The sequence below is a fragment of the Actinomadura luzonensis genome, from assembly GCF_022664455.2.
GTDB lineage: Bacteria > Actinomycetota > Actinomycetes > Streptosporangiales > Streptosporangiaceae > Nonomuraea > Nonomuraea luzonensis.
Map to the genome: position 1 here is coordinate 2,425,886 of NZ_JAKRKC020000002.1, position 13,495 is coordinate 2,439,380.

The window sequence follows — 13,495 nt, forward strand, 5'->3', positions numbered from 1 at the left end:
GTCATCCCTTGATGGCACCGGCGGTCATACCGGCGACGATCTTGCGGTTGAAGAAGACGAACAGCAGCAGCGGCGGGATCGTGATCAGGACGATGTCCATGAACAGCAGGTTCCACTGCGTGTTGTACTGGCTCTGGAAGTTGTAGAGGGTGACCTGCACGGTGGCGTTCTCGTCACCGGGCAGCAGGTAGAGCGGGTTGACGAAGTCGTTGAAGATGTTGACCGAGCTGACCAGGACGACCGTGATGGTCACCGGCCGCAGCAGCGGGAAGATCACCCGGAAGAACAGCCGGAAGCCGGTGCAGCCGTCGATCTGGGCGGCCTCGTCCAGCTCGCGGGGGATGGCCGCGACGAACGCCCGGAACAACAACATCGCGAACGACAGGTGGAAGGCCACCTCGGCCAGGATCATCCCGGGCAGCGTCTTGAACAGTCCGAGGGCCTGCAGCAGCCAGATGGTCGGCACCACGGCGGGCGGGATGATCAGCCCGGACAACACCAGGAAGTCGGCCAGCCTGGCGACCTTGCCGGGACGGCGCTGTAGCACGAACGCGGCCATCGAGGCGAAGACGACCAGCAGGGTCACCGCGGCGACGGTGATGATCGTGCTGTTGACGTAGGCGCGCAGCAGCACGTAGTCGCGCGCCTCGATCACGGCCATGAAGTTCTCGACCACGGGCCAGCTCGTCGGCCAGGCGAAGTCGAGGTCCACGGCCTGGGTCTGGTCCTTGACCGCGGTCAGCAGCATGAGCGCGAACGGCACCAGGAAGATCACGGTGGCCAGGACCAGCGCGACCGCTTCGGCGCTGAGCCTGCGAAGAGCCGTCATGCGGCCACCTGCCTCTTGCCGAGGTAATGGTTGAGCGGCACGGCGATGGCCGTGACGATGAGGAACAGCAGCACGTTGCCGGCGGTCGACAGGCCGAAGAAGCCGGCCTGGTACTGCTTGTAGATGATCGAGGCGATGGTGTCGCTGGTGAAGCCGGGGCCGCCCCGGGTCATCGTCCAGATCAGGTCGAACGAGCGCAGGCCGCCGATGAACGACAGGATGATCACCGAGTAGGTGGCCGGCCACGACAGCGGCAGCGTGATGTGCCGGAAGCGGTGCCAGGCGCCGCCGCCGTCCACGGCCACCGCCTGGTGGTACTCCTGCGGGATGGACATGATGCCGGCGATGTAGATGACGGTGGCCAGGCCGACGCCCTTCCACACGTCCACCAGCGCCACCGACAGCAGCGCGGTGGTGGCGTCGCCGAGCCAGTCGCGCCCGTCCACGCCGACCAGCGCGAGGGCCTGGTTGACCAGGCCGGTCTGCGGCTTGAGCAGCATGCTGAAGGTGATGCCGACCGCGACCGTGGACACCAGGGTCGGGAAGAACACCACCGAGCGCAGGAAGCCGCGCAGCCGCAGCCGCGAGGTGAGCAGCACGCCGAGCAGCAGCCCCAGCACGACCTTCAGGCCGCTCGTGACGACCGCGTAGACGATCGTGTTGGCGAAGCCGATGCGCAGGTTCTGCTCGGCCAGGAAGTCGCGGAAGTTGTCCAGGCCGACGAAGGTGCTGTCGAACAGCGTCCACCGGGTCAGCGCGAAGTAGAAGGCCATGGCCGTCGGCACCAGGAAGATCACCAGGAACACGACGGCCGCCGGCAGGTACAACGTGAAGGGGTAGGCCGACCGGTACCGCGCCCGGCGGGCGTGCCGCCGGGCGCCGGCCCGGCCGGGCTCCGTGCGGAGCCCGGCCTGCTCGGTCACCACCCCGCGAGCCCCAACTGCTTGGCCTGCTTCTCCACGTCCGTGTCGTACTGGGCGGCGCCCTCGGCGGGCGGCGTCAGCCCGGAGCCGACCGCGACGGTGATCTGCTCCAGCGACGGGCCCTTGACCGGGGAGACGAACTCCAGCGCGGGCGCGGTGCGGCCCTCGTCCACGTAGACCTGGAGGTCCTTGGCCACCTGGATGGCGTCGTCGGGCAGCTTGGCGCCCTCGATCCGGTACGGCCCGGCCGGCTGCACGGCCTTGTTGGTCGCCTCGGCGCCGGCCGGGGAGGCCACGAAGGCGAGGAACTTCTTGGCCGCGTCCAGGTTCTTGGTGGTCTTCGGGATGTAGAGGCCGGCCGGCTCCCAGATCGTGGCGCCGTTCTTGGCGGCGTCGGTGCCGGGGATGCCGAAGAAGCCGATGTCGGTGGCGGCCTGCGGCATGGTGGCCACCAGCGGCGGGAGCTGGGCGCTCAGCATCGGGTAGTGCGCGCCCTTGCCCTCGACCAGCATCTTCATGCCCTGGTCGTTGGTCGCCGAGCCGAAGCCCTCCTGCAGGTAGCCCTTGGCGTGCACCTCGGCCAGGTGCTGGAAGCCCGCCGTCGCGGCCGGGGTGGTGGCGAACTTGGCCTTGTTGGCCGTGTAGTCCTGCGCGAACGTCGGGGCGGCGGCCTGCACGTTGTAGTAGTCGCCGAGCACGAAGAGCTGCGAGGTCCAGGTGTCCTTGAAGGTGCCGATCACGGGGGCGATCCCGGCCGCCTTGATCTTGTCGTTGTTGGCCATGAACTCGGCCCACGTCTTCGGCACCTGGAGGCCGAGCTTGTCGTAGACCTTGCGGTTGTAGAGGATGCCGCCGCCCATGGCGGTGCCGCTCGGCACGCCGTACGCCTTGCCGTTCTGGCTGACCACGGGCAGGAAGTCCTTCTGGACGTGCTGCAGCACGGGGTCGCCGGTGAGGTCGACCAGGGTCTGCGCCGGGTTGAGCGCCTGGAGGAGCGAACCGGAGTTGTACCAGAACACATCCGACATGTCGCCTGTGGAGAGGCGGGTCTTGATGATGTTGTCGCCTTCGCTGCCTCCCGGCCGCGTCTCGGTCTCGATCTTGATGGTCGGGTTGGCCTGCATGAAGGCGTCCGCGAGCGCCTTGGAGGTGTCCACGGTGGCCTGGCTGTTGTCGATCAGGAACTTCAGGGTCACCGTGCCGCCGGCGGACGTGCCGGAGCCGGCGTCCGAGTCCGAGCCGCAGGAGGTGAGGGCCGCGATCGCGAGAACGGCCAGCGCCGCTCCCATCGTGCGGTGAGAGGTCTTCACAACGCCCCTCCGGGTCCGTTGAAACGTTTTAAACGCCCCCGATGCGAGTTAACGTAGGCGTCACATACCGGGCCCGTCAAGGGTGAATTTGGGGAACGATCTCCAATCGTGATGCTGCCAATCGTCAACCCGCAGGAGACTGACGGGAAGAAAATGGGTAACGTTACCCACAACAGCCGGCGAGGAGGCGAGCGCATGGGCCGGATACGCCGCGTCACGATCGCCGACGTGGCCGACCGCGCCCGGGTCTCCACCACCGCCGTGTCGAAGGTGCTGCGCAACGCCTACGGCGTCAGCCCCGCCATGCGCGAGCGCGTCAGGGCCGCCATCGACGAGCTCGGCTACCGGCCGCACAACGCGGCGCGGGCCATGCGCGGGCGCACGTTCACCATCGGCGTGCTGCTGCCGCACATCAAGAACCCGTTCTTCGCCGAGATCCTGGACGGGCTCATGGAACAGCTCGGCGGCACCGACTACCAGGCCATCATCGTCCAGGGCGGCCGCGACGACGGCGCCGAGCGCCGCGCCATCGACGCCCTGGTCGACCGGCAGGTGGACGGCATCCTCATGGTCGTCCCGCTCAGCTCCAAGGCGCGGCTGGAGGAGGTCGCCGCCGGCACGCCCACCGTCGTGCTCGGCCCGCACGAGCGCTCGGCCGCCTACGACTCCGTCCACGACGACGACGAGACCGGCGCCGAGCTGGTCGTCAGGCACCTGATCGGGCTCGGCCACCGCCGCATCGCGCACATCGCCCAGCAGGACGCCGGGCGCGGCCGTCCCGCCGCCATGCTGCACACCATCAGGGAGCGCGCCTACCGCCGGGTCATGACCGAGCACGGCCTGGCCGCCGAGATCGCCGTCGCCGCCACCGCCTACACCGAGGACGGCGGCTACCGCGGCGCGCGCGAGCTGCTGGCCCGCGACCCGCGCCCCACCGCCGTCTTCGCCGGCGCCGACCTGGCCGCCTTCGGCGCGCTCGCCGCCCTGCACGAGGCGGGCCTCGCCGTCCCCGGCGACGTCTCCCTCGCCGGCTACGACAACACCCGCGCCGCCGGGCTCGCGCACATCGCGCTGACCACCGTCGACCAGGACGGCGCCATCATGGGCAGGACCGCCGCCCGGCTGCTGCTCGAACGCGTCGAGGGGCGCACCGCGTCGGTGCGCTTCTCGGTCACCCCGAGCCTGGTCGTCCGCCGCTCCACCGGCCCGTGCCGGAGCGTCCCCGCCTGACGGCCGGACCGGTCAGCGGCGGTGGGTGGCGTCGCTGCGGTAGTCGGTGTACGTGTACGGGTTGTCAAGGATCTTGGTCTCGGGGACGTCCGGGTTCATGCCCCGCTGCCACGCCTCCTCGCCCAGCTCGGCCCGCAGGTACTCCACCGTCTCCCCGACCTGGCGGCGGGCCGCGGCGAGGTCCACGCCGACCAGCTCGTGCTCGTGCTTGACCACCCGCCCGTTCACCAGGACCGTGTGCACGTCGCCGCGCTGCGCCTGGAACGCCACGTGGCCGAACGGGTTGAGCAGCGGGAACGACACCGGCGAGCGGTCGTTCTTGAGCAGCACCAGGTCGGCCTTGCGGCCCGCCGCGACCACCCCGAGGTCGTCGCGGCCGAGCGCGTGGGCGCCGCCCCGCGTGGCCCACTCCACGACCTGCTGGGCGCGGAGCCCGCAGTGCGTCACGGTCTCGCCCTTGGCGTGCGCCTCCAGGTGCTCGCGCGAGCGGTCCGCGCCCAGCGTGGCGCGCATGGCGGAGAACAGGTCGCCGCTCCACCACACGCTCGTGTCCATCGACAGCGAGACCGGGATGCCGTGCGCGCGCAGCGCCCACGTGGGCGGGTAGCCCTGGCCGGCGCTCTCCTCGCTCTCGGTCGAGACCGACACCGAGCCGCCGGTGGCCGCGATGCGGTGGTAGGAGTCGGCCGACAGCGAGGCGGCGTGCACGTAGATCGTCTCAGGGGTCATGAAGCCGTGCTCGTGCATGAGCCTGATGCCCTCGTCGCTGGTCGCGCCCCACACGCCGGCGTGCGTGGTGACCGCGACGCCGAGCTCGCGCGCCACCTCGAAGGCGGGCCGCTCCGGGAAGGACGGGTCGCCCAGCACGTCGAAGGCGAGCTGGAAGCCCAGCAGGTCGTCGCCGGTGACACGGCGGCGGACGAAGTCGCGGAACTCGGGGGCGGTGCTCCACTCGGCGGGCGGCTGCTGGATGTTGCCGTAGGCGAGCACGTACCGGCCGGGCACCGACCGCAGCGCGTCCACGGCGGCGTCGGCGTGCTCCACGGTGCGCAGCCCGTGCGACCAGTCCACGACGGTGGTGACCCCGGCGTCGAGGGCCTCGATCGCGGCCAGGGTGTTGCCGGCGTGCACGTCCTGCGGCCGGAACAGCTTGCCGTGCTCCAGGTAGAACCAGACGAAGTACTGCGTGAGCGTCCAGTCGGCGCCGTAGCCGCGCAGCGCGGTCTGCCACATGTGCCGGTGCGTGTCGATCAGGCCGGGCAGGACGAGGCCGCCGGTCGCGTCGATCACCAGGGCGTCCTCCGGGGCCCGCAGGCCGGGGCCGACCTCGGCGACGCGGTCGCCGGTCACCAGGACGTCGGTGTCCTCCAGCACCGGGCGCGCGCCTTCCATGGGCAGCACGGTGCCGCCGCGCAGCAGTACGGGCCGCCCGGCCCCGGCCTCGGTCTGTCCGCCCATCGGGCCCTCCGAACGGTTGTCCGCTCCACGGTCACGCTGTTCGCCGTAACTCTACGGTGGGCCGGTCGCCTGTCAAGGGCCTAGGCCGCGCGGGCGGGCTGTGCCAGAATCACGGTTACGGACAGATGTCCGTACGACGGAGGGAGACCGGATGGTGGACGACGGGGGCGGGCCGCTGAAGGGCGTGCTGGTGGCCGACTTCTCCCGCATCCTGGCCGGGCCCTACGCCACGATGCTGCTCGCCGACCTGGGCGCCGACGTGGTGAAGGTCGAGGGGCCCGGCGGCGACGACACCCGCGGCTGGACGCCGCCGACCCGCGGCGAGGTCTCGACGTACTACCTGGGCGTCAACCGCGGCAAACGCTCGATCGCGCTCGACCTGCGCGACCCCGGCGACGCGGCGGCGGCCAGGGAGCTGGCCCGGCGCGCCGACGTCCTGATCGAGAACTTCCGGCCCGGCGGCCTGGCCAGGTACGGCCTCGACCACGCCGCCGTCAGCGCCGCCAACCCCGGCGTCGTCTACGCCTCCATCAGCGGCTTCGGCACGGGGCCCGGCGCCCGGGTGCCCGGCTACGACCTCATGGTGCAGGCCATGTCCGGCCTGATGAGCCTCACGGGCGACCCGGACGGGCCGCCGTACCGGGCCGGCATCTCGGTCTTCGACGTCATGGCCGGCAACCACGCCGTCATCGGCATCCTGGCCGCGCTCCGCCACCGCGAGGCGACAGGACGAGGGCAGCACGTCGAGGTCAACCTGCTGTCCTCGGCGCTCACCGGGCTGGTCAACCACAGCTCCGCGTACGTGGCGGGCGGGGTCGTGCCCTACCGGATGGGCAACGCGCACCCGAGCGTGTTCCCGTACGAGCCGCTGCCCACCGCCGACGACGACCTCATCGTCGCCGCCGCCAACGACGGCCAGTTCCGCAAGCTGTGCGAGGTGCTCGGCATCCCCGAGGTCGCCGACGACCCGCGCTTCGCCCGCAACGCCGACCGCACCGCCCGCCGCGACGAGCTGCGTCCCCTCCTGGTCGGGCGGCTGGCCGCGCGGGGCGCGGTCGAGTGGTTCGAGCTGCTGGTCGAAGCCGGGGTGCCGAGCGGGCCCATCCAGACGATCGACGGCGGGTTCGCCATGGCCGAGCGGTTCGGGCTCGATCCCGTGGTCGAGGTGGGCGAGGGCGAGCGGGCCACGCCGACCACCCGCCACCCCATCCGCTTCTCCGAGACCCCGGCCCGCTACCTGCTGCCGCCGCCCGAGCTGGACGAGCACGGCGCGGAGCTGCGCAAGTGGCTCGCCGGGCCGGACCGGCCGCTGGGCGGGGAGGCGACGTGAGCGAGCGCTCGTACCCGACCGCGCTCGGCGCCTCGACCCGCGACAGCATCACGCTGCTCGGCCAGGACCTGGCCGGGGACATCATGGGCTCGGTCGGCTTCGGCGAGCTGGCCTTCTGGCTGGCCGCGCAGCGCCGGCCCACGCCCGGCGAGACCCGCGTCTTCGAGGCGGTGCTGGCCGCGCTGGCCGACCACGGCTTCACGCCGACCGCGATCGTGACGCGGCTGACGTACCTGTCGGCGCCGGACAGCGTGCAGGGGGCGCTCGCGGCGGGGCTGCTCGGCGGCGGCTCACGCTTCCTCGGCGTCACCGAGGACTGCGGCCGCTTCCTGCACGACGTGCTGCGCTCCCATGAGGGGTCCCTGCCGGAGCCGGACGACGACGCCGGCTGGGACGCGCTCGCCCTGGAGAGCGTCCGGGCCCGCCGCGAGCGCCGCGAGCTGATCCCCGGCCTCGGCCACCACGTGCACAAGGACGGCGACCCGCGCACGCCCCGGCTGTTCGCGATCGCCGCCGAGGAGGGGCTGCTCGGCCCGCACCTGGCGCTGTTCGCCGCCGTCGGCCGCGTCCACCCCCGGGTGCTCGGCCGCACGCTGCCGCTCAACGGCGCCGGCGTCTGCGGGGCCGCGCTCGCCGACCTCGGCCTGCCGCTGGAGCTGCTGCGCGCCTTCGCGCTGCTGGCCAGGACCGCCGGGCTGATCGGGCAGCTCGCCGAGGAGCTGCGCCACCCGGTCGCCAACGACATCTTCCTGTCCGTGGACCTCAGCAACCGGTCCATCCCCCCAGAGCCGTTCGCCGACGGAGGTCTGCATGGCTGAGCTCGTCGCGGTCATCGCGTCCACCCACCATCCCTTCTACCACCGGGCCTCCACCGCGACGGGGCCGGACCGGCCGCCGTTCGCCGACGAGTGGGTCCGCAAGGTCGAGGCCTTCCGCGAGACCCTGACCAGGGCGGAGCCCGACGTCCTCGTCATGGTCGGCTCCGACCACTTCCACCAGCTCTGGCTGGACAACATGCCGCAGTTCCTGGTCGGCAAGGCGCCCCACTACGACGCCAACTGGTACAACGAGGAACGCGAGTTCGGCCTGCCCCGGATGCTTTTCACCGGCGAGGAGGACCTGTCCGCCCACCTCCTGCGCGGCGGCCTCGACCTGGGCTTCGACCTGGCCTTCTCCAACGAGCTGCGGATCGACCACTCGATCACCTGCCCGATCATCACCCTGCGCCCGCAGAACGACCTGCCGATCGTGCCCGTCTACACCAACATCTTCGCCCCGCCGCTGCCCAGGCCGAAGCGGTTCGTGCAGCTCGGGCAGGCCATCCGCGAGCTGGTCGAGTCGTGGCCGGACGAGCGGCGGGTGGCCGTCATCGGCACCGGGCACCTGTCGCTGGAGCTCGGCGGGCCCCGCCAGTTCGGGCCGCACGGCCCCGACCCCGCCTTCGACCGCAAGGCCGTCGAGTGGATCGCCGCCGGCGACCTGGAGGGCTGCCTGTCGGAGGTCACCCTGGACAGCCTGTGGAACCCCGGCAACGCCACCCACGGCTTCATGGACTTCATGCTGATGATGGGGGTCGCCGGCGAGGGCCGCAAGGCCGACTACACCGACACCTACGACCTGTTCCACACCATGGAGGCGTACTTCACCTGGTACCCGGACGGAGGCGGAGCCGCATGAGCAAGTACCTGCTCGACAAGTTCCTGTTCACCGTGGACCGCGATCCCGAGCTGGTCGAACGCTACCGGGAGCAGCCGCGGGCCACCGTCGAGTGGTGGGAGGCCGAGTACGCGGGCCGCCTCCTCGGCTGCCACGGCGGCGAGCGCTCCACCTGGCCGCGCTTCGACGTGGTCGAGCGGGAGGCCCTCGCCACCCACGACTACCCGAGGCTGTTCGAGCTGGGGGCGCACCCCTTCCTGACGCTGACGCTGTTCATCGCCATGTTCGAGCGGGACTACGACGAGCCGCTGGGGTTCCAGCACGAGTACGCCCGGCGCCTGGCCCACCACAGCCTGCCCTATCCGGACATCTCCACCTGACCGATCACCCTTGGGGAGCCGCCCGCATGCGTGCCGCGCAGATCGTGACGTGCGACCGGCCGCCGGTCGTCACCGAGTGGCCGGAGCCGGCCGCGCCGGGGCCGGGGGAGCGGCTGGTGCGGTTCCCGACCAGCGCCGGGATGGCGGCGGGCGACGGCAGCATGGCGGAGCTGGCCCGCGTCCCGGCCGAGGACTTGGTGGAGCTGCCCGCCGGGGCCGACCCGGTGGCGGTGGCGGCCCTCGGGCTGTCGGCGGTGGCCGCGTACCAGGCGCTGACCTGGCGGGGCGAGCTGGCGGCGGGGGAGCAGGTGCTCGTGCTGGGGGCCGGCCTCGCCGCCCGGCTCGCCGCCGCCTGCGACGGGCCGGTGGACCTGGTCCTCGACCCCCTGTACGGGGTGCCCGCCGCGGCGGCCGCCCGGACGCTGCGGCCGGGCGGGCGGCTGGTCAACCTCGGCGGGTCGGCGGGGGAGACGTCGCCGCTCGACTCCTCGACGCTCCGGAGCCGGTCGCTGCGGGTGCTCGGCTACACCAACAACGAGCTGACGCGGGAGCGGCGGGCGGCGGCTGTACGGCGGGTCGCGGAGCTGGCGGTGGCCGGGCGGCTGGGCGTGGCCTGCGAGCCGGTCCCCCTCGCCGACGCCCCGGCGGCCTGGCACCGCCAGGCCACCGGCACCGCCTCAGGCCGCCTGGTCCTGCTCCCCGCCCCCGCCTGACCTCGGCCACCGCTGCCGGCCGGGCTCCTGGGCTTCGGGCCGCCGGTCAGGGACGGCCGCTTGCCTGGCCTTCGGGCGGGTGCCCGAGGCGGCCGGCGTCGGTCACCACCTCGTGGATGAACGCGCCCGCCAGGCGGGGCACCTCGGCCGGGGCGGGCGCGCCGGCCGGGGCGGGGGAGCCGAGGCGGCGGGCGAGCGCCAGGCGCAGGAGCGGGTGCCAGCGCCCGCCGAAGACGTCCAGCGCGTACGCGACGCCCTCCTCCTTCGACACCACCTCCCCGGTGGCCACGGTGCGGTGCAGCCGGGGCGGCGACAACACCTGGGCCAGCGCCACCCGGTACGGCGACTGCAGCCGTTTGCGCGGCGGCCGGTCCGACGCGGCGCGCGTGGCGTAGCGGGCCCAGTGGCCGCGGAGCTGGGCGAGGGTCCAGGGGCGCAGCAGGCCCGGCTCCGGGTCGAGCCCCAGCGTGCCCGGGGCCGGGCCGCGGACGGCGATGCCGCGCTCGGCCAGCACCGTCCACATGACCGGGTTGACGTCGAAGCCCCGCCCCCGCCGGAACGACGGCCCGCTGTGCGAGGCCACCGGCCGGATGCGGGTGACGGGCAGCCCGAGGTCGGCCGCGGCGACGAAGACGGCGTTGACCGTGTGCGGGATGTGCGGGTGCCGGCGGGCGAGGGCGCGGCCCGCGGCGCCGAGGTTGCCGAGCTTGTGCAGCAGCGAAAGGCGGCGCAGCTCGCGCTCGCCGGGTCGCGCGGCCGGGTCCCGGCGCAGTTCGCGCTCGCCGGGTTGCGCGGCCGGGTCCCGGCGCAGCTCGCGCTCGCCGGGTCGCGCGGCAGGGTCGAGGACGGCCACCACGTCGATGTCGCTCACGTCCGGCCGCCACGCGCCGAGCGCGGCCGAGCCGACGACGTAGCACCCGGCGACCAGCCCCGGCGCCAGCCGGTCGGCGACCGCGAGGTAGCGGGAGACCGCCCGCGCCAGCTCGCCGGGCAGCGTCACGAGACCCCCGTCGCCTCGATGCCGCCTCGCGCGGCCGAGGTCGTGGCGGCCGCTGCCCGGGCTCTCACGAGCCGACCGTGACGTGGGGGACCGTCTCGTAGGCGGCCCAGTCGGCGCTGATCGCGCCGGCCGTGCGGAGCAGCAGCGGCAGGTGCTCCTCGGCCAGCCGCTCCACGGAGGTCTCCGCGGCGTGCGCGTTGACGTTGAGGGCGGCGATGACCCGGCCGAGGCCGTCGCGCAGGGGCGCGGCCACGCTGCGGATGCCGAGCGCCAGCTCCTCGTCCGTGATGGCCCACCCGCGGGCGCGGACCTCGCGGAGGGCGGCGTCGCGCTCGGCGGCGTCCGGCCGCCAGCGCGGCTCGACGCCGGACCGGCTCGGCTCGGCCAGCACCCGCTCGACCTCGCCCGGCGGCAGCGCGGCCAGCAGCACCTTGCCGAGGGAGGTCTGCAGGGCCGGGAACCGGGTGCCGATCTGCACCGACAGGGTGACGATCTTGGGGACGGCGACGCGGGCGACGTACACGATGTCGGAGCCGTCGAGCTGGGCGATCGAGCAGGACTCGCGCGTCTGCGCCACCAGCCGCTCCATGTGCGGCCGGGCCACCTCCCACAGCCCCATCGAGCGCACGTACGACACGCCGAGCTCCAGCACCCGTGGCGTCAGCGCGTAGCCGCCCCGCTCGCCGCGGGCGTAGCCCAGCTCCTGGAGGGTGAGCAGGATGCGGCGGGCGGTGGGGCGGGCCAGGCCGGCCGCGGTCGCGACCTCGGTGAGGGACATGACCGGCCGGCCCGGCCGGAAGCACCTGATGACGTCGAGGCCGCGGGCCAGCGCCTCGATGAAATCGGGGCCGGTGTCGGCTCGTGCCATGGAAACGCCTCCCTGCTCGGATCCCGCCGCTCCGACTCTAGACCGTCGGGGCGGGCCGTCCGCACAGCGGCGGCCGGGGCGGGCGCGGGTGAGCCCGTCCCAGCCGCGGCGACGGGTTGGGGTGCCGGGGCGAGGCAGGGAGGCGGTCGTTACGCGGACGGGTGTCCGGAGGCGGTCACAGGTCGGTGGCGATGATGCGCTCGATGTTGCGCTCGGCCAGCGCGGTGATGGTGACGAACGGGTTCACGGTCGTGTTGCCGGGGATCAGCGCGCCGTCGATGACGTACAGGCCGGGGTAGGCGGTCAGGCGGCCGTAGTTGTCGGTGGCCCTGCCGAGCACCGCGCCGCCGAGCGGGTGGTAGGTGAGGTGGTCGCCCCAGATCTTGTAGACGCCGAACAGGTCCGTGCGGTAGATCGTCCCCTCCTTGGCGTTGATCTTGTCGAAGATCATCTTGGCCATGTCGATGGACGGCTGCTTCCACGCGGTCTGCCAGCTCAGGTCCACCCGGCCGGCGGCGGCGTTCCAGGTGAACTCGGCGCGGTTGGGGTTCCTGGTGATCGACAGGTAGAAGGAGGCGAACGTCTCGATGCCCGTCGGCAGCGGCGCGACCTCGGCGAACGCGCCCCCGGCGGCCCAGTTGTCGATGCCGGCGCACGGGATCGCCGACTGCTGCGCGCCCGTCGGGTCCCACAGGTGGTTCGCCCGGCCGCACATGACGTTGCCGTTGTCGCCCCAGCCCTTGCCGACCTCGCCGTTCAGGCTCGGCAGCGCGCCCGTCGCCTTCAGCTTGACCAGCAGCTTGCTGGTGCCGACGCTGCCCGCGGCGAAGAAGACCCGCTCCGCGGTGACCGTCTTGGTGGCGGTGACGGCGCCGGTCGTGCCGAGCTGCTCGATCACCACCGCGTACCCGCCGGAGCCCGCCGGGGCGACCGAGGTGACGCGGTGCAGCGGCGAGATCGCCACCCGGCCGGTCGCCCTGGCCCGCGCCAGGTACGTCTTCTGCAGCGACTTCTTGCCGTGGTTGTTGCCGTACAGGATCTCGGCGTCCAGCGCCGACTTCGGGACGGTGCCCGCCTCCTCCTGCTTCATGTAGTCCCAGTCGTAGACGTCCGGGACGAACACGAACGGGAAGCCGGAGCGCTGCGCGTGCTTCCGCCCGACCCGCCCGTACTGGTAGTAGGCGGTCGTCTCGAACCAGGCCGGGTCGATCAGGCCGACGCCGAGACCGGCGTTGGCGCGCGGGTAGTACACGTCGTACATCTCGGCGGCGTTCACCGTGGGCAGCACGGAGGCGAAGTTCTCCCGCTTCGGGGTGACCGCCATGCCGCCGTTCACCAGCGAGCCGCCGCCGACGCCGCGGCCCTGGTAGACGGTGATGCCGGCGAACTCCTCGGCGTCCAGGACGCCGGTGTGACGCGGGATGTCGCGGTCGATGGGGAAGCCGAGGAAGTAGTTGAGCGGGGCCTTGGTGCGGGTGCGCAGCCAGTACGACCGGTAGTCGGGCTCCCGCGTGTTGCAGAAGATCTTGCCGTCGGCGCCCGGGGTGTCCCAGGCCATGCCCATCTCCACCATGTGCACGTCCACGCCCGCCTCGGCCAGGCGCAGCGCGGCCACCGAACCGCCGTACCCGGTGCCGATCACCAGGGCCGGGACGTGCGCGCCGTCCGCGATCGGCCCCGCGGCGGCCGCCCGCGCCGGGGCGGCCCTCCCCAGGACGACCGCCGCGCCCGCGCCCGCGATGAACCCGCGGCGCGAGACGCGCCCGCGTAAGGACGAGGTGTCGCTCATGCTGGTCTC

General features: G+C 72.9%; 13 protein-coding genes. 6 read left to right on the top strand and 7 right to left on the bottom strand.

Annotation, left to right across the window (positions count from 1 at the left end; genetic code table 11):
• Position 1: 1 nt before the first annotated feature.
• From MF672_RS41605 to MF672_RS41615, 3 genes are read right to left on the bottom strand one after another with little or no spacing between them, the layout of a single operon-like run.
• Positions 2-829: a carbohydrate ABC transporter permease gene (locus MF672_RS41605; protein ID WP_242382642.1), complete on the bottom strand. Its 828-nt coding sequence runs from the start codon at positions 827-829 to the stop codon at positions 2-4.
• Positions 826-1,755, bottom strand: a complete 930-nt coding sequence (locus MF672_RS41610) for a carbohydrate ABC transporter permease (RefSeq protein ID WP_242382641.1) — start codon at positions 1,753-1,755, stop codon at positions 826-828. Before MF672_RS41610 ends, MF672_RS41605 begins: the two co-directional genes overlap by 4 nt.
• Positions 1,749-3,062, bottom strand: a complete 1,314-nt coding sequence (locus MF672_RS41615) for an ABC transporter substrate-binding protein (protein ID WP_242382639.1) — start codon at positions 3,060-3,062, stop codon at positions 1,749-1,751. Before MF672_RS41615 ends, MF672_RS41610 begins: the two co-directional genes overlap by 7 nt.
• A 195-nt stretch (positions 3,063-3,257) precedes the next feature.
• Between MF672_RS41615 and MF672_RS41620 the strand changes: the two genes are divergently transcribed.
• On the top strand, positions 3,258-4,292 hold the full coding sequence (locus MF672_RS41620) for a LacI family DNA-binding transcriptional regulator (RefSeq protein WP_242382637.1): 1,035 nt from the start codon (positions 3,258-3,260) through the stop codon (positions 4,290-4,292).
• A gap of 12 nt (positions 4,293-4,304) precedes the next feature.
• On the opposite strand, the gene MF672_RS41625 is transcribed toward MF672_RS41620, so the two are convergent.
• Entirely contained in the window at positions 4,305-5,750 is a 1,446-nt protein-coding gene (locus tag MF672_RS41625; protein ID WP_242382635.1) for an amidohydrolase family protein, read from the bottom strand.
• A gap of 151 nt (positions 5,751-5,901) precedes the next feature.
• Here MF672_RS41625 and MF672_RS41630 point away from each other — a divergent pair, with 151 nt between their 5' ends.
• From MF672_RS41630 to MF672_RS41650, 5 genes are read left to right on the top strand one after another with little or no spacing between them, the layout of a single operon-like run.
• Positions 5,902-7,080 (top strand): CaiB/BaiF CoA transferase family protein, encoded by a 1,179-nt coding sequence (locus MF672_RS41630; RefSeq protein WP_242382633.1) that lies wholly within the window; start codon positions 5,902-5,904, stop codon positions 7,078-7,080.
• Entirely contained in the window at positions 7,077-7,898 is an 822-nt protein-coding gene (locus tag MF672_RS41635) for a citryl-CoA lyase (protein WP_242382632.1), read from the top strand. Before MF672_RS41630 ends, MF672_RS41635 begins: the two co-directional genes overlap by 4 nt.
• Positions 7,891-8,757, top strand: a complete 867-nt coding sequence (locus MF672_RS41640) for a DODA-type extradiol aromatic ring-opening family dioxygenase (RefSeq protein ID WP_242382631.1) — start codon at positions 7,891-7,893, stop codon at positions 8,755-8,757. The genes MF672_RS41635 and MF672_RS41640 overlap by 8 nt, the downstream gene beginning before the upstream one ends.
• Positions 8,754-9,116: a hypothetical protein gene (locus tag MF672_RS41645; RefSeq protein ID WP_242382630.1), complete on the top strand. Its 363-nt coding sequence runs from the start codon at positions 8,754-8,756 to the stop codon at positions 9,114-9,116. The genes MF672_RS41640 and MF672_RS41645 overlap by 4 nt, the downstream gene beginning before the upstream one ends.
• Positions 9,117-9,142: 26 nt before the next feature.
• Complete coding sequence (locus MF672_RS41650) at positions 9,143-9,829, top strand: zinc-binding dehydrogenase (protein WP_242382629.1); 687 nt, start codon at positions 9,143-9,145, stop codon at positions 9,827-9,829.
• A gap of 46 nt (positions 9,830-9,875) precedes the next feature.
• On the opposite strand, the gene MF672_RS41655 is transcribed toward MF672_RS41650, so the two are convergent.
• The 3 genes from MF672_RS41655 to MF672_RS41665 all read right to left on the bottom strand — a co-directional run bounded on the left by MF672_RS41655 (position 9,876) and on the right by MF672_RS41665 (position 13,486).
• Positions 9,876-10,829, bottom strand: a complete 954-nt coding sequence (locus MF672_RS41655) for a nucleotidyltransferase domain-containing protein (RefSeq protein WP_247815692.1) — start codon at positions 10,827-10,829, stop codon at positions 9,876-9,878.
• A 64-nt stretch (positions 10,830-10,893) separates the two neighbouring features.
• Positions 10,894-11,697 (bottom strand): IclR family transcriptional regulator domain-containing protein, encoded by an 804-nt coding sequence (locus MF672_RS41660; protein WP_242383725.1) that lies wholly within the window; start codon positions 11,695-11,697, stop codon positions 10,894-10,896.
• A 175-nt stretch (positions 11,698-11,872) separates the two neighbouring features.
• Entirely contained in the window at positions 11,873-13,486 is a 1,614-nt protein-coding gene (locus MF672_RS41665) for a GMC oxidoreductase (RefSeq protein ID WP_242383726.1), read from the bottom strand.
• Between the last annotated feature and the right edge of the window lie 9 nt (positions 13,487-13,495).

Coding starts and splice junctions, on each gene's coding strand:
- MF672_RS41605 (WP_242382642.1), bottom strand. CDS start 829: ATGACGGCTCTTCGCAGGCTCAGCGCCGAAGCGGTCGCGCTGGTCCTG.
- MF672_RS41620 (WP_242382637.1), top strand. CDS start 3,258: ATGGGCCGGATACGCCGCGTCACGATCGCCGACGTGGCCGACCGCGCC.
- MF672_RS41625 (WP_242382635.1), bottom strand. CDS start 5,750: ATGGGCGGACAGACCGAGGCCGGGGCCGGGCGGCCCGTACTGCTGCGC.
- MF672_RS41630 (WP_242382633.1), top strand. CDS start 5,902: ATGGTGGACGACGGGGGCGGGCCGCTGAAGGGCGTGCTGGTGGCCGAC.
- MF672_RS41640 (WP_242382631.1), top strand. CDS start 7,891: ATGGCTGAGCTCGTCGCGGTCATCGCGTCCACCCACCATCCCTTCTAC.
- MF672_RS41645 (WP_242382630.1), top strand. CDS start 8,754: ATGAGCAAGTACCTGCTCGACAAGTTCCTGTTCACCGTGGACCGCGAT.
- MF672_RS41650 (WP_242382629.1), top strand. CDS start 9,143: ATGCGTGCCGCGCAGATCGTGACGTGCGACCGGCCGCCGGTCGTCACC.
- MF672_RS41660 (WP_242383725.1), bottom strand. CDS start 11,697: ATGGCACGAGCCGACACCGGCCCCGATTTCATCGAGGCGCTGGCCCGC.
- MF672_RS41665 (WP_242383726.1), bottom strand. CDS start 13,486: ATGAGCGACACCTCGTCCTTACGCGGGCGCGTCTCGCGCCGCGGGTTC.